Origin of the sequence: Mycoavidus cysteinexigens, assembly GCF_003966915.1 — a bacterium.
GTDB lineage: Bacteria > Pseudomonadota > Gammaproteobacteria > Burkholderiales > Burkholderiaceae > Mycoavidus > Mycoavidus cysteinexigens.
The window spans coordinates 828016-848025 of record NZ_AP018150.1; the positions used below are offsets into that span (position 1 = coordinate 828016).

A 20010-nucleotide genomic window follows, 5' to 3' on the forward strand; every position below is an offset into this window, starting at 1 on the left:
TTTAAAGTGCGGCGCGATGAATCCGTCAACCCGCGTTAAAATAGAGTAACGAACATAAAAGCGCTCTGCATGAGCTGCGTATTTCGTGTGCTAGGTAAGTTGCGCAGGTTGTTTATATCCGCGCCTCTCTAGGCTTTCTCTTGAAATATAGGAAAACACCTCCATTAATCTGGCACGCTCCACTAATGTGAATTTAACAGCCCTTAAGGATTTTGACAATGACACAAGAAACCCTGAGTTTTCAGGCAGAAGTCAAACAGCTTCTGCAGTTGATGATCCACTCTCTTTATAGCAATAAAGAGATCTTTTTGCGCGAATTGATCTCAAACGCGTCAGATGCGGCGGACAAGCTGCGTTTTGAGGCCATTGCAGATGCCGCGCTCTATGAAAATGATGCGGATTTACGCATTCGCATTGCCTATGACGCCACAGCGCGCACCATTACGATTGAGGATAACGGGATTGGCATGAGTCGTGAGGAAGCGATTGCTAATCTTGGCACGATTGCGCGCTCGGGGACCAAGGAGTTTTTTGCCAAGCTATCTGGCGATGCGCAAAAAGATGCGGCGCTGATTGGTCAATTTGGCGTGGGCTTTTATTCCGGCTTTATTATTGCCGATCAAATCACGGTTGAATCGCGTCGCGCTGGATTGCCGGCTAGCGAAGGGGTGCGCTGGCACAGCGCTGGGGATGGTGAATTTAGCGTAGAGGCGATTGAGAGACCCGCGCGTGGCACCTCAATTACACTCCATCTGCGCGAAGGCGAAGACGATTTTCTATCCGCCTGGCGCTTAAAGTCTATTATCCGAAAATATTCAGACCATATTGCACTGCCCATTTTGATGGTTAAAGAAGAGTGGGATCAGGAAAAACAAGAAACAGTGCGCCTTGACGAAGATGAAACGATCAACCAAGCGAGTGCTTTATGGGCGCGCGCAAAAAGCGAAATTGACGAGAGCCAGTATAAGACCTTTTACCAGCATCTAGCGCATGACCAGCAAGAGCCGCTGATCTGGACGCATAATCGGGTTGAGGGACGGAATGAATACATTCAACTTTTATACGTTCCTAGCCAAGCACCGTTTGATTTATGGGACCGAAATCAACGTGGCGGTTTAAAGTTGTATGTCAAGCGCGTATTTGTGATGGAGGATGCTGAGCAATTACTGCCCGCGTATCTGCGCTTTATTCGAGGTGTGGTTGATACAAACGATTTACCTCTCAATGTCTCGCGTGAAATTTTGCAAGAAAGCCGCGACGTTAAAGCGATACGGGATGGGGTGACTAAGCGCTCGCTCTCTATGTTAGAAGAATTGGCAGAAAAAGAGGCGGAAAAATATGCAGCGTTTTGGCAGCAATTCGGTCAAGTATTAAAAGAAGGCATGGGCGAGGATCAGGCTAATCGCGAGCGGATTGCCGCGCTCTTGCGCTTCGCTAGCACAACCCAAGATACGGCGGCGCAAACCGTTACTTTGGCGGACTATGTCGCGCGCATGAAAGAGGGTCAGACTAAGATTTATTATGTGACGGCAGATAGCTGGCAGGCAGCACGCAATAGCCCGCACCTTGAGGTGTTCCGCAACAAAGGCGTGGAGGTATTATTGTTGACGGACCGAGTCGATGAATGGATGCTGTCTTTCTTAAACGAATTCGAGGGCAAGCCGCTCAGTAGCGTAGCGCGCGGCGATCTTGATCTAGGCGCCTTGAGCGACGCGGAAAAAGCCGAGCAAGCAAAAGCCAGTGAAACCTTGCAGCCGGTTATCGAAAAAATGAAAGAGGTCTTGCAAGACAAGGTGAAAGATGTACGGACTACATTCAGGTTGACTGACTCGCCAGCTTGCTTAATTGTCGACGAAAACGAGATGAGCGGCTATTTGCAACGGATCTTAAAATCAGCCGGTCAAAAAGCGCCAGAATCTAAGCCCATTCTAGAAATCAACCCAGAACATGCATTGATTAAGCGGCTAGAGGTTGAACAAGCGGGGTTTGCTGACTGGAGCCACTTGCTTTTCGATCAAGCGCTGTTGGCCGAAGGCGGGACGCTGAATGATCCGGCTGATTATGTGAAGCGCGCTAATATGTTGTTATTAGAAGGGCTGGAACGCTGCTAAGTTATGCGCATGCTGTTCAACGCGGCGAATGCGCAGTGGCGCGTGCTGCCGCGCCCGCTTTTTTCTGCTGCTCAGAAAAATTGGTTAACGCGCGGCGGCTCATTGACGCAACGTTTGCAGACATTGGGCCGAGTTGAGGTGCAGGTAGTGCGTGAAGCCGTTGATTTTGCCTGGGCGGGTGAAGCGCATTGTTTAAAGGCGCGCGCCCGCCAGCGCGTATGGGCGCGTGAAGTGCTGTTACTGGTAGAGGGCGAGCCTTTTATTGCCGCGCGCAGTATTGCGCCGTTGCCGGCCAGCCGTGGCGTTTGGGCAGACATCCGCCAGTTACATACGCGCTCTTTATCTGAGCTATTGTACGGTGGCGTGATTAAACGCTCGGCCTTGGCAAGTCGGCCCATTGGAAAGGGCGATCCTCTCTACCATTTTATTCAGCGTTGCTTTGAGCGAGCAGCGCTGCGTCGAGATTTGACACCGCCGTTGAGCGCAGCGCCGGTGGCACGCCGCTCGATTTTTATGCATGCTGGCCAGCCTTTACTGGTCACCGAGTGCATGTTGGCGGCGTTGTGGCTACGCCTGGCCGAACCTAATAGACAAACCGGATGATATTGCAAGGCTTTCCACCGGTGCTGGCAAACGATACGCGGGTGCTGATTCTGGGTAGTTTCCCTGGTGCGGCATCGCTGCTGGCGACCCAATATTATGCCCATCCGCGTAATCAGTTCTGGCGTTTATTGGGAGAATTGCTGAATGAACCGCTGGCAGAACTGACGTATGCGGTTCGGCTTGAGCGCATACTCGCTTATCGCATTGGGCTCTGGGATGTGTTGGCGGCTTGTCAGCGTCAGGGGAGTCTGGATACCGCGATTCGCCAAGCTGCGCCGAATGATTTTTCTGGTTTGCAGCAATGCGCTCCAAGGCTTGAAAAAATTTGCTTTAACGGCAAAACCGCGGGCCGGTTTGCGCCCGTGCTGCAGGCTGCGGGTTATCAAACATTGGCTTTGCCATCTTCAAGCCCAGCTTATGCTGCGCTTTCATTTGAACAAAAACTGCACGCTTGGCGTGAAATTTTGCATGACAAACTCTAATAAACCTAGCTTAAGGGATAAGCACACGCCGCACTTTGCGCCGGTTAATTTTTCTGAGGCAGCGGGAGTGCGTTATTTACATTTGGGTAGCGAATGGGTGCAAGGCGCGATGCGCTTGCGCGCGCCAATGCGGCTTGAACTCGAATATGCGCAACAGATGATGGCTTGGTTGCTGTTTCTTGACCCGCCGGCGCAGATTGTGCAACTCGGACTAGGCGCGGCGTCGCTCACCAAATTTTGTTACCACTATTGCCCCGCGTCGCAGGTCATGGCAATTGAATTAAATCCGGCGGTGGTGCTTGCTGCGCGCGCTATGTTTGAGCTCCCGCCTAACGATGCGCGTTTATCTGTGATTGAAGCGGATGCTTGGGATTTTGTGCGGGATGCATCGCACTACGGCACCATTGGTGCTATGCAAGTCGATTTATATGATGCTACGGCAAGCGGTCCGGTGCTTGGAAATACCGCATTTTACCGAGCGTGCCGCGCGTGTTTAACTGCGCCGGCTATCTTGACGGTTAATTTATTTGGCGATCATCCCAGCTTTGCGCGCAATATGCGTAGTTTGAACGAGGCTTTTGCCGGACGTGTGATCGCTCTGCCTAGCATCCATGACGGCAATCGAGTCGCGCTGGCTTTTAATGGCCCGCCGCTGGCTTTTGATTGGAACGCGCTGACGATCCATGCACGCAGTATTGAAAAGAAATGGCGCTTGCCGGCGCGTGCTTGGTTGTCCGCGCTATCTGAGGTTGTTGAGATACAACATAATACGTTTTCAATTTAACGTGAGTGCAAAGCTGGAACAACTTGCAGCATATTTTGGTATACATTAACTAAATGATTTGGTTTTTAAAGGCATTCTGAATGAGGATGCATTGATACTTCAGCTCGCGGCTGGCTACAGCGGCGCACCCCTAACTCGCACAAGCGCAATACAAACTTGCTACTCGCGTTGAGATTCAATGCCACGATTGCATTAAGATCATCAAAGAAAAAGGTTGGCCCTGCCCCAAAATTTCGATGCCTTTAAAAGTAGAAAAAGCGGCCCAATTTTGATATTGATCAGGAGATGGTGCGGTGAAGAAATCGAGATATACGGAAGAGCAAATAGCGTTTGGTCTAAAACAGGCAGAAGTAGGGATATCGGTTGATGAAGTATGCTGAGAGATGGGGATATCACAAGCGGCATTCTATATCTGGCGCAAAAAATATGGAGGGTTAGGCCCTTCGGAATTACGCTGCCTGAAGCAATCAGAGGAGGAGAATAGTAAGCTCAAACGCTTAGTGGCTGACCTATCGCTAGATAAGGCTATGCTACAGGACGTACTCTCAAAAAGGAGCCTGTCAGATATTTTAGGCAAGCCATCACAGCATCAAAAATCAGTCTTGCAAAAAACGGGGGGACCATAGATTGTGTATGCTGTAGCAGCCGATAAAACGCTTTTAATCCAAGCGCCTGGCAGACGCTGGCGTTAAAAGCGTTGACTTCGGCAATCTCAGCAAGCTAAATGCTGGCGGGTCTTCGGTTAAACTCGGTAGGAGATCCGGTGGGCTCGTTGGCAAATGCTGCGTTGTAGAGGGGTACGCAGCCAACGTTAACGCCAAAATTGTCAGTATCTTTTCAAAGTTTCTGATATTGCCCATGCTGTCGTAATCTGGGGTAGATAGGCTTTATTTAGTGAAAGCTGAATTTTTATCCGACAGCGAATCATTCAGATATAGGTTAAATACTAATTATTAAAAAGGGGTAGCCAGCATGTCGCCGATTAATCCAAGCCAAACTCAACCTCCTTTATCTTCGTATTTTTCTCAATTCTCCTTGGCCTTTGTTAATGCGACACGAACCTATTCAACGGATAGGGTTGATGAGACAGCAGGGTCCGTCATGCAAGTTAACTATGGCTTGATAAATATCCCAACCGTTGGTTCGCATAATGAAATCAACGTGCATTATCACTCGACGGTTTCAGATGCTCAATTATTACGAGAAATTCTGAGGCCAGTGCAAAGCGTGGCTATCCAATCTAATAATGCACCGCTAGCTATTCTAGGTATTGAGGGATTGCAGAGAAAATATTTAGAAAGCTTAGAAAAAGATAGAGAAATTAAAGATGCGTTGGCGATGTATGTCGCGCCGGAGTGTACTTCAATAACGAATCTACAAAAGCGCTTTAGCCTAGAAGAGAAGGTGAGAGATTTCTTAGCTTCAAAAGAAAAGAAAGTGCTGCTTTTGTTAGGTGTAGCGGGTTCTGGAAAATCTACCTTTAATCGATATTTGGCGAGAAGCTTATGGGAAGCCTATGATAAAGAAGCTAATAAATCTGACCAGACACCGATCCCACTGTTTATTTCGCTATCGAGTCTGAAAGAGCCGAATAGCAATCTTATTTCAGAGTATCTAAAAAAAGAAGGATTTACAGAGAAGGAGATAATTGATTTAAAAGCGAAGCATCGCTTCATTTTTGTTTTAGATGGTTACGACGAAATTGAAGACCGAACCCGCCTCTTCTATATAGAAAATGAACTGGATGAATGGCAAGCCAAAGTCATCGTTACCAGTCGGCCAGAGTATTTAGGAGATCGATATGAGCGCCAGTTCCATCCGAAAAATCAGGCGTACTTACTTCAAACATACCAGCTTGCGCCTTTCTCAGATTTGACGATTGAAGAATATATAAACAAATATAAAAGCACATACCCAGAGTTAGAAAAAAGTGTCGCGGAGCATGGAGGAATTCTAGAGCGTACAGAAGTCAAAGAGTTGATACGCAATCCTTTTTTACTCAAATTGTCCTTGAGCGAATTGCCAGCTTTGGCCGAAAAATACAAGGATAGCAGTCAACGTATTACTCGGCTTGCATTATATGAGCAGTTTGTAGAGAGCTGGTTTGCGCGTTCGCAGGATCGTTTGAGTGTTATTCGCTTAACTGAAGAAGAACAGAAGGCATTTTATTTTTTAAATAAGGATTTTACTAAGCATGGCACAAAATTCAGCAAAGATTTGGCAATAGAGATGTATCAGGCTGGATTGGTACGTGTGACCTATTCACAACAGCTTTCCTATGACGAATCTAATGCGGCACCGCAAGATTGGCGAGATAAGTTTTTAAGTGAAAGTAATGAAAAGATTAAATTATTACGTTTTAATTCCCCGTTGATTTGTCGAGACGATCGATATCAGTTTATCCATAAGTCGATACAGGATTATCTGGTAGCGCGGGTGCTATGGGAAGAGCTCGGCGCTTATGACAAAATTGAGCATTCTTCGTGGCTCAATACATTAAATATTGTGAAAGATCCAGCGGTATTGCAGTTTTTAGCGGATCGGGCGCAGCAACAGTCAAATTTAGAAATTCAACTTTTAAGCGTGGTTGAACAATCTAAAGGAGAAGAAGGAGCTCAGTTTGAGAGAGGAGCGGCGAATGCAATAACCATATTAGTGAAAGCTGGTGTGCAGTTGATTAACAAGGATTTTAATGGGATACGCGTGCATGGCGCAGATTTAAGTTATGGGGTGTTTGACCATACACAATTTAAAGATGCCGATTTAAGTGAGGTGAATGGGACCGGAGCCTGGCTGAGAAGGGTGAATTTGAATGGAGCGAATTTGGTAGGACTGGTACTCGGAGAAAGGCCGACTTTGGAAATGGCAGGTCCGGTTAATGCGTGTTGTTATTCGCCGGATGGTCGGTGGTTTGCTGCGGTGGATGGCAGTGATATTCAGCTTTATGAGACCGAGACTTTACAATGGGTGCACACGTATAAGGGACATGTGGGCTATGTGACGCGTATTGCGTTTTCTCCTGATGGTAAGTGGCTAGCATCTGGTTCATCCGGTTCTAATAATACGGCATCCATATTTTATCCAGGTTATGAGAAGTGGCTGGAGTTTGCTAATTCTAATAACACAGTGAATCTGTGGTCAGTTACGGGCGAGCGAGGCCTTGTGCACACGTATGCCGGGCATGAGAAAGGAGTGAATAGTGTAGCGTTCTCGCCTGATGGTCAATGGTTAGCGTCTGGAGGTAATGATGATACGGTGAGGCTGTGGCTTGTATCGGGAGATAGATCTCTCGCCTACACGTATGCCGGGCATAAGTCTTGGGTGAATAGTGTCGTGTTTTCGCCCGATGGCCGGTGGATCGCGTCTGGTAGTGAAGATCAGACGGTGAATCTGTGGGAAGTGTGCGGCGCACGAGCGCTCGTGCATACGTACACGTATGCTGGGCTTTGGGAAGCGGTGCGGTGTGTAGCGTTCTCGCCTGATGGCCGATGGCTGGCATATGGCAATTGGGACGGCACGGTAAAGCTGTGGGAGGCGTCTGACACGCGAGCGCTCGTGCACACGTATGCTCAGGATGAATATGGATCAGTGAGTTGTATCGCGTTTTCGCCTGATGGCCAGTGGATCGCGGCTGGTAATTATAGTAAGAAAATAAAACTGTGGAGCGTATCCGGCGAACGAGCACTCACATATACGTATGCTGGACATAAGGATGAGGTGATTAATGTTGTGTTTTCCCCTGACAGCCAGTGGATTGCGTCAGCCAGTAAAGATAATACGGTAAGGTTGTGGAGTGTATTAGGTGTGCGAGCGTTTCAGTACGGGCATACTGGGCATGCGAGCGGAGCGAATAGTATAGCGCTCTCGCCCGACGGACAATGGTTAGCAGCTGGCGATTTTGATCATACGGTGAAGCTGTGGAACGTATTTGGCACCAAAACACTTATGCACACGTATTATACAAAGCATGAGGGATTTGTGCGCAGTATCGTATTTTCGCCAGATAGTCAGTGGATTGCATTTGGCGTTAGTGATACGGTGGAATTGTGGAGCACATCGGGTGCACGAGCGCTTGTGCACACTTATGCTAATGATAGAGGGGATGTGGATAGTATTGCGTTTTCGCCAGATGGCCAGTGGATCGCGTTTGATGGCGGTTGGTCGGTGGGGTTGTGGGATTCATCCGGCACGCGAGTACTCGAGCGCTCTTATCACTGTTTGTATTGTGATGTGCATAATATCGCGTTCTCTCCCGATGGTCAGTGGATCGCGGCTGGCATTTATTCTGAAGATGGTGAAATGGTGAAACTATGGAAAGTATCTGAGCCGCATACTGTGTCACATACGTATACGCATGTCGGGCATATAGGTTCTGTTCAAAGTATTGCGTTTTCCCCCGATAGTCAATGGATCGCGTTTGGTGATGATAAAACGGTGAAATTGTGGAGCGTGTCCGGCGTGCGAGTTCTCGCGCGTACATATTCAGGGCATAAAGAGGGGATAAATAGCGTCGCGTTTTCACCTGGTGGCCAGTGGCTCGCGTCTGGAAGTAGGGATAATACGGTAAGGCTATGGTCTGTCCATACAGGCGATTGCCAAGCGATACTGCAAAGCTTTGTTGGATCTGTTAGCACAGTTGCATGGCAGATCTTGGCGGATGGCGCAGTTGTGCTTGCCACAGGAGGGGATGACCAAGCTGTTTGTCTTTGGCGGGTCCTTAGCAATGATTTAGGAATGATAGGTGAAATCAGGCTAGAGTGGGCTTCAAGGCAGGACAACTTGACTGCGACCGGCGCATTGATCGAAAATGCCCTCAATTTAAGTCCCCAAAATAAGCTATTGTTGAGGCAGCGTGGTGCAGGGCGGGCTGAAACTGGGGAAAATGCTATATCATTTTTTTTGCAAAGCCCTGACGAAATATGCACTGAGGAAAAATTGTAGAAGAAGTGAGAGAAAGAAGCTAGTAGCCTTATTTGCGAGCTTGCTGTAATTTGTGTGATTCATAGAGATCGTTTCAATTAAAATCGCAGGATGGATAGAGAAATAGCAAAGCGATTACGTTGGGTAAAGTTATACGAAGAAACAGGGCATGCGGGTCTTGTTTGCCTGAAATGTGGGATATCGAGGCCCACGCTTCGGAAATGGGTAAAACGGTATGCAGCATTAGGCGTAGAGGGTCTACAAGAACAAAGCCGACGGCCTAAAACGAACCCATCGAAAAATTTTTTGCCGAGCAAGAAGCACTTATATTGAAGTTACGGCGTGAGCGTGCTTTAGGCCATCGGCGCTTAGCTAGTGAATTGAAACGCAATCATGACGTGTCCTATTCAGTAGCCACGATTCACAAAGTTCTTCAAAAAATGAAGTCAAATTGCTAGGTAAACGGAGTATTCGAAAACCATTCATTCGTTATAACCGCCCCATTCCTGGTGATCGCATACAAATTGATACCTGCAAAATTGCACCGGGGTTATACCAGTACACCGCGATTGATGACTGCACGCGCTGGCGGGTATTACGACTATATTCCAGGCGTACAGCAGAAAATTCATTGGCATTTTTGGAATGCATGTTCGAAGAATTTCCATTTGCTTTTCAAAGAATTCAAACAGATAGAGGGCGTGAATTTTTTGCTTATAAATTTCAAGAACGCCTGATGGAATACGGTATTAAATTTCGCCCCATCAAACCACGCTCTCCCCACCTAAATGGCAAGGTAGAGCGCTCGCAGAAGACGGATCTTGAAGAGTTTTATCCCACTATCAACTTGAAGGCCGCAGAGATTCATGACCAGTTATCTGAGTGGCAGCACTATTACAACTGGGAACGGCCTCATGGCTCCCTCCATGGAAAAACGCCCAGCGAACGAGTGACTGAATTATCTTTACAGACTCCATTTTGGGATGACGTTGATGCGCTATATGATCCGGCCAAAGAACGCATCCAAGAGCAAAATTACTATGCCGATTTACAGATCAGAAAATTGAAACGATGTCTGTGAATCGCACACCTGACTTCGACCATACGTGTGTCCAGCGAAGGCTGGCATGTCTCTGTTAGACCGCATTACTCATCATTGCCACATCCTTGAAACTAGCAATCAATCTTACCGTTTCAAACATCGAAATATCCCTTCTCATTTAGTCCCTTAACTGGAAACTTTTCGGCGCTGTTTACTGGCAAATTTTGGACGATGTTTGACACCCGTCTATGTTACGCAAGCAGATGTTGCTAATTTTGGCGTTAACGTTGGTTTCGTGCGCCACTACAACGCTGCATTTTCCGGTGAATCTGCCAGACCTGCCGCTGAGCCTGACCGAGAACCCGCCCGCATTTCGCTTGCTGAGATTGCAGCAATTAATGCCTTCAACGCCAGCGCCTGCTTGCAGTGGCGCGAGCAAGCACTTGGACTGAAAACGTTTTATAAACAGTTACAACAAACGCAGCAATTCACGACAATAGAGGATAGGCGCTCTACTTCAGAGAGACCCTACCCGGCTTCTAAATAGCTCAATTTTGTCTTATTCTTTTCCTTTTCCGACGATTAAATCTTCGCGGCATAAATCATATAGTTGTGTTTTTAAAGAATCAAATTCGTCATTCTCCTTTTTTAAAGGGTACCCATCTTTATGGAGAATGAGATCATTTAACGACCCCATGCCTCCGTATAATGACAGGATTTCTCGCTTGGTTTCATTAGGAATATCGAGAATCTCATAACTGAGTTTTTGGATAGTCTTTTCCCATTCTTTAGCATTACTTAATTTAAGCAATGCTAACATCTCAATTAATATCAGTTTTATGTCTTCAGCTTGAGTCATTTTAGCGGCCTCACGTTAAGTATTTGTAAGCCCTCAATCGTCCAAAATTTTGGCATAACAATCTGCTGGCCTCCGCCAACATAAAAATTTCCTTGTGAACTAATCTCACCTATATAAATTTTGGTTCCAGCCGGTATCTTAACCGTTATTAATGAATCAATAGGCGAAGCATTACCTCCTGGCCACTTAGGTAGAATGGCCTTATCGATTCGGCTTTGAATAGCACTATTTGAGATTTGTTGGCTAAAAAAACTCTCCAAATGGCTGACTGGCAACCCCAGTTCGATAAAGAACAGTGTCTTATGTTAATAAAAATTCAATATATCGACCACCAGAAAAAGTTTCCGCTAATTTATTTGGAAACGGGCCTACCTTGATCGCTGAGTATTGGCCTAGTACTTTGCCAAGTTCTGTACCTTTTGCCAGATCTTTCAGCTGACTCAAATTCTCTATAGGCTTACGCTCCAAGTGAAGCTCGGCTTTGCCAAATGTGTCTTCTATCTTTGAGATATTTGCTGGTTGGCTAGCGGTTGCCAGCGGTTTACCATCAGCGACAGAAGAACTACCCACTCTTGCCAAGTGCTCGAATTTCGCAAGCCCAGAAAGTTTTTCTAGAGATTCTTTACTTAGATAAATTCCAGCTTTACCCAACATCCCAGCTACTTTTACTACACCCACTGCGCCATTAGTCTGTTGCAGGGTCCCTTTAATGCGGCAGCGGGAGGCGATAGTGCGCCCCAGCTACCACACGCGGATGAGCAGGCGCATAGTACTGGGGTGGTGGGTTGATGGCGGTACCTTTCAAATCGGGTATTTGTCCGATCAAGTCTCGGCTAGGACAGCTCATTCAAAGCGAAAATCTCCTTGCCCTACAGCCTAATTCATTCTTTATAGTTATAGTGCGCTGGCACTTTATAATTCTCCGGGAAAGAGGGCCAAAAACGTTTGTCTGACCAAGCACTTTCTAGCGCGAGTCTAACCGCACTCAAGAATTTATGGAGCTGAAAATTTATTAACCTAATTCTCTGAAGGATTGCTCGAACTGCTCGCCAATCCTCTTGTATAGCTGCTTTTTCATATCCATCAAAGGCAGCCTGCAAAGCTAACAGTTTCTCATTGAAAATTTGATTAAAGTCACTGTTTAGGTTGATGCCCCATACTAAATGTCCTGTTCGTTTATCCACACGCTCTAATTCCTCATCTTTCACTCCATGATATTTGACTAGATCGATCAGGATTTTTTGAATTATATTTAAATCCACCAGTTCTTTTTGATCGATTTCATTTTTTTCTTTATCGAAATATTCGACCGGGATAGTATAACCCTTTCCCAAAGAAGGCCAACTAAAAAATTTATTATTAAGCGCCCTTGTTAAATCGTGTGAAATAGCATTAAATGGACTGCTGGCCAATAATCCTATTCTTATAGAGACATCCATAAGTCCTGCCTTAGCTGCCAGCACATCTTTTTTTGATAGTGCCTTGTTATATAGTTCAATAGCATTTTTCATTTTCTCAAAGTCCCTCTTGAAAGATTTATTATAATCAGCTCTCCAATCAATGCGCCACCTCAAATATCCAGTTCTTTTATGTGAAGCCTTTAGGTCAGAATATTTCAAACCATAAGATTGAAGAAATTCCATTAAACGTGATTTAAATTTATTAAAATCTAACATTGCTTTCCCTTTATTTTCCTAACCTTCTGCCTCTTGCTTTTTCGGTTTTTTCTTGATTAATTGTTCCATCAAAGTTTAAGACATGCCTGGAAATTCTTAGTTCAGTATAAACTTCCAAATGATTTTTATGAAATTTATCTAAATAAATTAAATCGCCATCTTTTATTTTATCCCCAATTTCTTCAGTTGCTTCATATATTCTGGCTCCCTGAAAAAATTCATTAGTACGCTTAGTTATACTCTTTACTTCTGCCCCAAATTCTGTTTGATTAAAAAAATCCTCTATCCTGTGAACAGAGCCGGCATTCGGCACATAATCCTTGTCTTTATTGGCCTTCTTCGCCCCCTTACTAAAAATCGCATTCCCGTACGCATTAACCTCCTGATTTATCGGTGTGTTGATTGGCTCAACTCTTTGTTGAACTTCTCCTGGCGTCGTCAAAGGTTGAACGATATGCTCTCCAGATTGATTCGGCATGCCTTCGAGCAACACTTCTTCATCCTGATGCCATGCCCTGCCGGGAATCTGGGAGGGCCGCTGTGGCTCCATAGGTGTGACCATTGGCGGCGGGGGAGGTTGTATTAGCTCATTCTCTTCAACTTGCCCTTCATCTTTCCCTAGTTTTTTATCCAATTCATAAAGAACCACCGCCCCAGTTGTTGCCGCTGCCGCACCTATAGCCAATTCCTTTACTTCATTCCGGGTACCTAGCATCGCCAATCGCGCTGCTAGCGCCACAAATCCATAAATTGCTGGAGCCAGCATATTATTATCTGTCTCAATCTGAGCCGCATTCTGCGCGGAGCTCGCATCAGCCCCTCCTAGATCCGCAAGCCCCGCCACCAGGCTGGTGACTAAATTCTTGCGCGCTTCTTTCTCTTCTTTAGAAAAATCGTCTACAGGGCCTAACAGATTATTCACCAATACACTTGCACTCGCACCCAAGGCGGCTGCGCCACCCGATTGCCCCCGTGCGACTGCTCCGCCATAAGCCAATGCCCCATGCAAGGCAGCACGCGCCGTTTCATCCTTCAGGCTATCTGCAATATGCTTGATTTTTTCCGCACCTAAACTTTGCAGATAATTCAGCGCCGCTGCCTGGGCGAACTCTGCGGTCGTCCCCGTCACATTGCCCGATGCTGCTGCCGTCAGCGCAGTGACGATTCGACGGTAGGTCCCACCTGGCCCCCATTGCTTATTCACGGTCTGTGCCTGCGCACGCAACTCAGCCGCTGTCTCCAGCAATTCCTGCCGCTCTGCTACAGGCATGAGCTCATTACAGGCCAGTCTCTCTATACGCTTAGCGCGCTCGATCTGATGATCTGCTTCTCTGGCTCTATTGACGAGAAACGTACCCGTTTCCCGCCCTAATGCATTGACGATATCAAAGCCCGCTTCAATCTCCGGCCGGTTAAAATTCGGCGCTAATGCCTGATGGCTTTGTGCCGGATGACGGTTTAGGCTGGCCATGGTCTCTGCCGCACTGTACCCCGTCAGTTCGATTTGCCGGGCCTCATCCGTAATCACAATCTCTGCACCGCTGATGGCACTGCGAGTGGTGGACTGCGCATGACCCGAAGCACTCATCACAATCGGTATCGCAGCGCTCATTCCACCTCGGCTCGCCAGCTGATTGCCGCTATGAGCCGGTGTTGTCGCTTCTCCCGATTGTTCCGAGCCCACCCCTTTGCCACTTTTACTGTACCCACCGCCTAAACTGATACTGCTTGCATCGTAGCTCGCCTGATTCTTCAGACTCGTCTGTTGCAGGGTCCCTGTCATCAGCGTGTTCTTCTTTTCCTGCACCGCCTGCTCAGCACTTGCAATCACGCTACCTACAAGCTTCGTATCCCCTTTAACAATTATCTGAAAGCCCTCCTCTCCGGCCTGAATTCCCGCCTGTTCCGCCACGCTCAGATAACGACTGTCCATCCTGCGTTGCGAGAAGTGCACGCTGGCTGCTGAGACCGAACCCGCTGTCGCACTGCCACTGATACTTTGAGAGTGGCTATAATAAGTCGCCGTGTTTTGCACACTCTCAATTTCAAGTTCCCCCTCAATCTGGGCCTGCACCTGCTTTCCAGCCATCTGCGCACCTTTTAGGCGCACATCGCTTTGGGCGTTGAGCGTCAGCTTGCCCCCCGCCTGGATCAAGGTCGGCGTATAGTTGATTTGCTCTCCCTCTGCATGACCCTGCCCAATACTTACCGCTAGCGAAGCCCCCATTGAGCTCTGGCTGCCCAGCGTCGCCACGGCGCCCACCGCAGAGCTTTGGCTCTGCTGCTGACTCTGCTCAATCAAGCTATTCGGCGCAGCTTCTACAGTCAGTCGGCCTTCTACGTCCAGCGTAATATCCTGTTTGGCTTCTATACGAGCGCCACTCAGATCCAGCGTGGACTCTTTCCCTAAGCCACTGATCTGGATCGATATATTGCCACCAGCCGCCAGCGTGCTGTTCAACGCTGTCTTGCTCAGCTGCATCTGCTCGGTTTCACACTGGTCTTCACCAATCATCACGCTCACTGTCGCACCACCCGCGGCCTTTGGATCCATCTTGATTGCATCGTAGGCATTTTTTGTCGCCAGTGCCCCCGCACCCGCTGCTAAAGCCTGCATCCGTGGATCGCTGACTTGGGTACTGGCTTGCAGCATTTGATGATTCGTTTGCGCCGCCGCAATCACCGGCGCACTCAACGAGACCGTCAAACCCGATTGATGGTATTCACTGCGCTGCCAGACTCGTCCCTCTTCATAGCTTGCATCAATCTTGGCTTTACCTGCCCGAATCTCAATATCGCCTGTGGGCACCACCCACTGGCTGCCGCTTTGTTCGTATTCACGGCCTGCCACTGCTCTGACATGGCCGGATACGCTGCCGATGACCGAGCCAATGTGGGGCGTGTGCTCATTTTCCTGGGTGTCTTTTTGGGTCCGCGTGCCTATCGTGACGCCAAATGTCCCGCTATCCAGTAAGCCCGAGCGTTCTGTTACAGAGTGGTAGCGGGCTTTCTCACTCTGTTCGACGGCCTTTTGCTTGATATTGTTGGCGGCAGACAGATCGACATCGCGCATCCCAACCACGTTTGAGCCGAGGATATTGAGGTCATGTCCGGCTTCGATCTGTACCGTACCCCCGGATAAGGTGCTGCTTAACGCTTGTTTTCTGTACAGCGTGTTGTGCATCAGTTCGCTTGAGGAACCCAAGAAATGACTCGATTCATGATAGTGAGATTCCTCAAACTCCGTTTCTTCATACGCGGCTTCCAGATGAATATCTCGGCCGGCCTGCACCGTTAACTTTTCTTCAGCTGTTACGTAAGCGCCGGTTGCGGTCACATCGCGCCCAGCCTTCAGCTCAAGCGCGCCCGCCTGAATCTGGGTGCCGATTTCGGTGTGCTGACTCAAGCTTAGGGCATTACGTTCATCCCATACGATCTTTAGTTGCTCGCCGGTGGTGGCCGTACCTAATATGAGATCCTGCCGCGCTTCTAATCTCGCATCATGCTCCACTTCAATCTGGGTGGCGGCCAGGTTAATATCGGATCCTGCCGTCGCTTCCAGTTCCCCGGCCTTGATCTGGGTGAGGCCAACTAGATTTGTCCGGCTGCCGCTGGCGGCATGGGTGGTCTGTGTCTGGCTTTGCAGCTGGAGATCCTGGCCGGCCTGTAAGGTGAGTTTTTTTACTGCAAACAGCTTGCCAGCGCGGCTATCGAGGTCATCGCGGGCCTGGAGGGAGAGGGCGCCCAGGCTGGCGAGCGTGCCGTGCTGGTTATCGATCTGGCGCGCACTAATTTCTGTCTTGCCACGACTGAGCACGGTTCCGGTGTTTTTAAAGGGGCGGTCGCTGTCTAACTCAATCGTATCGGCTGAAATCAGCGCATTGCCCAGCGGGACAGCCTGTGCATCGCTTGGGGCCAGATACACTTTAGGCACCAGTACCGTCTGTTCTGAGCCATCGGGTAATTGAACACGTTGATTTACCAGCCAGACGGGACTGGTGGTTAAGGTATTGACTTGTTCAGGTGTAGGTTCAGTGCCGAGCATCAAATCAAAACGTTTAGCCCAGTCTGCTCCTGCGTGCATCAAGGCCCTAATATCAGCGATAGGGTTCCGATGGTTGGAGAGGTAATAATGGCCGGTCAGACCGATAATCTGATCCCGAATCAGTTGCTGTTCATAGAATCCATCGCCCAGGCGTTTGGGAACGCGTTGAGGATCCAGATTCAGTAATCTCAGCAATAAATCGCTGGAAACCCTGTCGCTATTGCGCGTAAAGTGGGGATCGATCTGAATTAGATAGGATTGATTGGAATCGGTGTTCAGGCGCAATAAGCCGCTATTTAAGAAAGCGTTACGATTTAAAGCCGAAGAACTCGGCACTAAGGCGGTGGAAGGCGCTGAATGCTCGACTGCCGTATGCTGTTGATAGAGGGCGACATTCAGAGTGTGATGCTCGACCATTGGGGCGGGGTTGTGGGGGGCATTGCCCGTACCAATCACGAATCCAGTCCCGACAGAACCCACCACGCCAGCGCCTGTCTGAATATTGCGATGTTCCCCGATCGGTCGTGACACGTTGACCGATAAAATCCCGATTTTCAATCTGGGCCGGTCTGCCTTCGAGATCACTGAGTGCGCCCCCGGCAATGATCCGGCTTTTATCGTTAATCACCTTGTCCGACAGACGGATCGCGCCGCCCGCCTGAATCCTGCCAGGTTCGCTGTTCGTGACCACGGTTGTGGTTACCCGACGGGTGAAATGATAGTCGGTAAAACGAAACACCTCAGGCCCTGAGGGGTGCACAAGGTAAAGACCTCCTACGTCGCCACGCCATGTGATTTGAGATCCATCATAACGCGCCTCACCCTGACAATGAGCAATGCATACGTGCATCGGCCGATCTTCAATCAGCCGTTCTTCGATTTCGAATCTCAAATTTTGGTTGAACAGCTTGTGGGCATGGATGGTCAGATCGCCTGACGCATCAATCAATGCGCCATGATTGTAGACTTTCCCACTCAAACCTTGTACCTTGAGTTGGGCATCCAGTGCGCCACCCATCGTCAGGGTGCCACCGCTATACAACACCCCATGCTCACGATTTCTAATCTGCCAGATACCGATCTCAAGATGATTGTGGGCGAAGAAGATCCCACCATCATTAGTCAAATGCGCATTGAACTGGTCCGGTACGCCAATTAAAATATGTTCGCCCACAACCAGCCCAGGATGACTATTCGTGAAATCAAGCTCGCTTTCACTTTGAATCCGCACCTGCTCTTTGCCATGCAACGTGCCTAAGTTGTTTAATTTAGCGACTGAAACAGAAAGCTGGCGATCACTTTGCAATACCCCTTGTTGCAAATTATAGAGAGTTTGAGCCCTTAATGACAATCTATCGCTAGCAAATACCGTTGAATTTTCTTGGTTAACAAATCTTTTTCCGATGACTAGATTGAGGTCTTTCCCCGTCATCTGGCTCTTATGCCTATGGCAAATATTCTGTGCTTCTATTGTGATGCGGCCCTGAGCACTCATCAAACCCTCTTGTGCTTCGTATCCATTGCCGCTGGCATCTGAAAAAATCTTGATTTCACCCCTTCCACTTTGAACGATCTGTCCTCCTTCCTTGTTGATGACTGCATTCGCACGGATTTCAAGTACACTGTCTGGATCACTTGAAATGTCCGGTTCGAAGGCTTCATCTTTGCCTACGGCAATCAGACCTTTGCTGTTATCTAGTCTAAAGGTATTAATCTCAATTCTTTGGTGCGCCGATAGTGTGCCGGCTATATTTTTCAAATAGCATGGCAAAGAAGCCGTGTAAAAAGTTTTTATTTTGAGTGTTTGATCCGAAAAGATCGTCCCACCTTGATGATTAGATAGCTTGCCAACGACAAGCATTATAGAACCCTTGCTGCTAATTAACCCTGCTCCTTTTATCGCTTCAGCATTATGGTTCACTATCATGTCGGCAACCATCTGGATGAACCCCGCGCCACTATGAATCAAATAGCCTGAGTGATTATTAATGATGTCGGCTCGCACCTTCAATACGCTTTGATCTCCCTTAGCTTCTATATGTCCTTGACTATTAGTCAGCGTATCACCTTCAAAAATCAGATCAGAACCCGCTGTGATCTGTCCCTTCTGATTAGTTAAAAATATAGCTTTAATCAGAAGCTTTCCTCTTGATTCAACCGTGGAAAATGCCGCATTCCTAAACTCTTTCGTTAAATCCTTGAAGGCGTTTTGTTCATCAAAAGCACTTCCTATTGTCAGGTCACCACCACTATGCAGTAACCCATGCTCCTGGTTATATAAGATTCTTGCTGCAATCATCAGTTGCTTTCGCCCAAGGATAGCCCCAGCCTGCTGCTCATCTGTATCTTCTCTACCATCATTGATCAAATGCTGCGCACCAATCACCACGGTACTGCCCTGAATCACACCGTAATTCTTAAGCGAATTTTCCACTTTTAGTTTAAGGTGAACACCGTCTATCAAAGATTTTGATTGATTTTTAAGCTCTTTAGCTTCAAGCGCGATTTCGCCTTGCGTTTTTAGGGTGCCTTGATTCGTTAAACGTTTGGCCGTCGAAATCGATAGATGGCGGCCCGCGTTGAGTTGAGCCTTATGCGTGTAATCCTCTTCCAGCTTTGCAGAAAGATCTAGCGCTGCATTAAGCGTTCCTGCGCCTGTCAAACGGTTGGCTTTGAGGGTGACTGTCCCGTTTGATCGAATTCGAGAACTGGCATTATCGAGCGTATCCGTTTGAATAGTTAAATGCTCTTTCGCCTGCACTTTAGCGGTGCGGGTAAAGTGCAGTTGGCGGAGTAACGCTGGCTGGGTTTCCGGGCTAGTTATCGGTATTGGCTGTTGCAGCGTAATGGGCAGGCCTATATTCGAGCCATTCACTTCGCGCGCGGTACTCAGGTTAATTGTGTCTGCGTATAACTCCCCCTCTATTTTGATCGAATACGCGATGATATCAATCTGCTCATACCCTTTGAGAGTCGTTTTGCTTTGAATCGTCATTTCACCTGTTTTCAGACGAAATGCCTGAAACTCTCCGTCACTATTTAAAACCGGTTCGCCTGTTGTGAGCACAAGGCGGCTAGTATGGAGGAAATAATAACCACAGCAATCCATGCCATTGACATTAGAAAAAATCAGTTGGGCCGGTTCTCCAGCGATTTTGATAACGCTATTCAGGCTGCGTGGTACAACGTTAAAATTGGGGTGTTTGGCATACGCAATGCCAGTTGCGTTGGGCTGAGTGCTGTTCGTCGTCGGCGCATCAACTTCTGGGTTAGGAGAGAGCGTTGTCTGCTCTGGCCTATTAGGTGCAATCGAATTTGTTCGAATGTATTGAATGGAGATCCCGTTAATTGGCCTTAACATCATGCACCCCGTTTGATAATATGTAATGCGGTCGGATAAGGAAGGGCTATTACTAACCCTCCCTCTCCTAAGAACCGTGCAGGCGAGTCACCTCGCACACGGCTCAAGCCAAGAGTCCAGCGCTGGC

At 48.0% G+C, this 20010-nt stretch carries 12 protein-coding genes and 3 pseudogenes; 9 read left to right on the top strand and 6 right to left on the bottom strand.

Annotation, left to right across the window (positions count from 1 at the left end):
• Positions 1 to 218: 218 nt before the first annotated feature.
• The 9 genes and pseudogenes from htpG to MCB1EB_RS03670 all read left to right on the top strand — a co-directional run bounded on the left by htpG (position 219) and on the right by MCB1EB_RS03670 (position 10489).
• Positions 219 to 2111: a molecular chaperone HtpG gene (gene htpG / locus MCB1EB_RS03635; RefSeq protein ID WP_045362916.1), complete on the top strand. Its 1893-nt coding sequence runs from the start codon at positions 219 to 221 to the stop codon at positions 2109 to 2111.
• A gap of 9 nt (positions 2112 to 2120) precedes the next feature.
• Positions 2121 to 2714: a chorismate--pyruvate lyase family protein gene (locus tag MCB1EB_RS03640; protein WP_045365775.1), complete on the top strand. Its 594-nt coding sequence runs from the start codon at positions 2121 to 2123 to the stop codon at positions 2712 to 2714.
• Positions 2714 to 3196 (top strand): DNA-deoxyinosine glycosylase, encoded by a 483-nt coding sequence (locus MCB1EB_RS03645; RefSeq protein WP_045365772.1) that lies wholly within the window; start codon positions 2714 to 2716, stop codon positions 3194 to 3196. The genes MCB1EB_RS03640 and MCB1EB_RS03645 overlap by 1 nt, the downstream gene beginning before the upstream one ends.
• Positions 3183 to 3980: a class I SAM-dependent methyltransferase gene (locus MCB1EB_RS03650; protein WP_052393761.1), complete on the top strand. Its 798-nt coding sequence runs from the start codon at positions 3183 to 3185 to the stop codon at positions 3978 to 3980. Before MCB1EB_RS03645 ends, MCB1EB_RS03650 begins: the two co-directional genes overlap by 14 nt.
• A 293-nt stretch (positions 3981 to 4273) precedes the next feature.
• Positions 4274 to 4582: pseudogene (locus tag MCB1EB_RS03655) on the top strand (transposase); the annotation flags it as partial.
• A 370-nt stretch (positions 4583 to 4952) separates the two neighbouring features.
• Complete coding sequence (locus tag MCB1EB_RS03660) at positions 4953 to 8921, top strand: NACHT and WD40 repeat domain-containing protein (RefSeq protein ID WP_052393756.1); 3969 nt, start codon at positions 4953 to 4955, stop codon at positions 8919 to 8921.
• A gap of 90 nt (positions 8922 to 9011) precedes the next feature.
• Positions 9012 to 9981, top strand: a pseudogene (locus MCB1EB_RS03665) (IS481 family transposase).
• Between the two features lie 37 nt (positions 9982 to 10018).
• Positions 10019 to 10132 (top strand): annotated as a pseudogene (locus tag MCB1EB_RS12240) (ATP-binding protein); the annotation flags it as partial.
• A gap of 45 nt (positions 10133 to 10177) precedes the next feature.
• Positions 10178 to 10489: a hypothetical protein gene (locus tag MCB1EB_RS03670; protein WP_045362913.1), complete on the top strand. Its 312-nt coding sequence runs from the start codon at positions 10178 to 10180 to the stop codon at positions 10487 to 10489.
• Positions 10490 to 10501: 12 nt separating this feature from the next.
• On the opposite strand, the gene MCB1EB_RS03675 is transcribed toward MCB1EB_RS03670, so the two are convergent.
• The 6 genes from MCB1EB_RS03675 to MCB1EB_RS12310 form a co-directional block, all read right to left on the bottom strand.
• Complete coding sequence (locus MCB1EB_RS03675) at positions 10502 to 10801, bottom strand: DUF6966 domain-containing protein (RefSeq protein ID WP_045362911.1); 300 nt, start codon at positions 10799 to 10801, stop codon at positions 10502 to 10504.
• Between the two features lie 300 nt (positions 10802 to 11101).
• A complete protein-coding gene (locus MCB1EB_RS03680; RefSeq protein ID WP_052393752.1) occupies positions 11102 to 11455 on the bottom strand; it encodes a hypothetical protein in 354 nt (117 codons plus the stop codon).
• A 52-nt stretch (positions 11456 to 11507) separates the two neighbouring features.
• Positions 11508 to 11648, bottom strand: coding sequence for a hypothetical protein (locus MCB1EB_RS11985; RefSeq protein WP_161566172.1), 141 nt, complete (start codon positions 11646 to 11648; stop codon positions 11508 to 11510).
• Positions 11649 to 11682: 34 nt separating this feature from the next.
• Positions 11683 to 12477: a hypothetical protein gene (locus MCB1EB_RS03685; protein ID WP_045362908.1), complete on the bottom strand. Its 795-nt coding sequence runs from the start codon at positions 12475 to 12477 to the stop codon at positions 11683 to 11685.
• A gap of 10 nt (positions 12478 to 12487) precedes the next feature.
• Complete coding sequence (locus tag MCB1EB_RS03690) at positions 12488 to 16939, bottom strand: hemagglutinin repeat-containing protein (RefSeq protein ID WP_126353865.1); 4452 nt, start codon at positions 16937 to 16939, stop codon at positions 12488 to 12490.
• Positions 16830 to 19883: a two-partner secretion domain-containing protein gene (locus tag MCB1EB_RS12310; protein ID WP_045362901.1), complete on the bottom strand. Its 3054-nt coding sequence runs from the start codon at positions 19881 to 19883 to the stop codon at positions 16830 to 16832. Before MCB1EB_RS12310 ends, MCB1EB_RS03690 begins: the two co-directional genes overlap by 110 nt.
• Positions 19884 to 20010 lie beyond the last annotated feature (127 nt).

What these genes read in the sequence shown, in the direction of transcription:
- htpG (WP_045362916.1), top strand. Translation starts at nt 219, where the DNA reads ATGACACAAGAAACCCTGAGTTTTCAGGCAGAAGTCAAACAGCTTCTG.
- MCB1EB_RS03640 (WP_045365775.1), top strand. Translation starts at nt 2,121, where the DNA reads ATGCTGTTCAACGCGGCGAATGCGCAGTGGCGCGTGCTGCCGCGCCCG.
- MCB1EB_RS03650 (WP_052393761.1), top strand. Translation starts at nt 3,183, where the DNA reads ATGACAAACTCTAATAAACCTAGCTTAAGGGATAAGCACACGCCGCAC.
- MCB1EB_RS03660 (WP_052393756.1), top strand. Translation starts at nt 4,953, where the DNA reads ATGTCGCCGATTAATCCAAGCCAAACTCAACCTCCTTTATCTTCGTAT.
- MCB1EB_RS03675 (WP_045362911.1), bottom strand. Translation starts at nt 10,801, where the DNA reads ATGACTCAAGCTGAAGACATAAAACTGATATTAATTGAGATGTTAGCA.
- MCB1EB_RS03680 (WP_052393752.1), bottom strand. Translation starts at nt 11,455, where the DNA reads ATGTTGGGTAAAGCTGGAATTTATCTAAGTAAAGAATCTCTAGAAAAA.
- MCB1EB_RS11985 (WP_161566172.1), bottom strand. Translation starts at nt 11,648, where the DNA reads ATGAGCTGTCCTAGCCGAGACTTGATCGGACAAATACCCGATTTGAAA.
- MCB1EB_RS03685 (WP_045362908.1), bottom strand. Translation starts at nt 12,477, where the DNA reads ATGTTAGATTTTAATAAATTTAAATCACGTTTAATGGAATTTCTTCAA.
- MCB1EB_RS03690 (WP_126353865.1), bottom strand. Translation starts at nt 16,939, where the DNA reads ATGGTCGAGCATCACACTCTGAATGTCGCCCTCTATCAACAGCATACG.
- MCB1EB_RS12310 (WP_045362901.1), bottom strand. Translation starts at nt 19,883, where the DNA reads ATGTTAAGGCCAATTAACGGGATCTCCATTCAATACATTCGAACAAAT.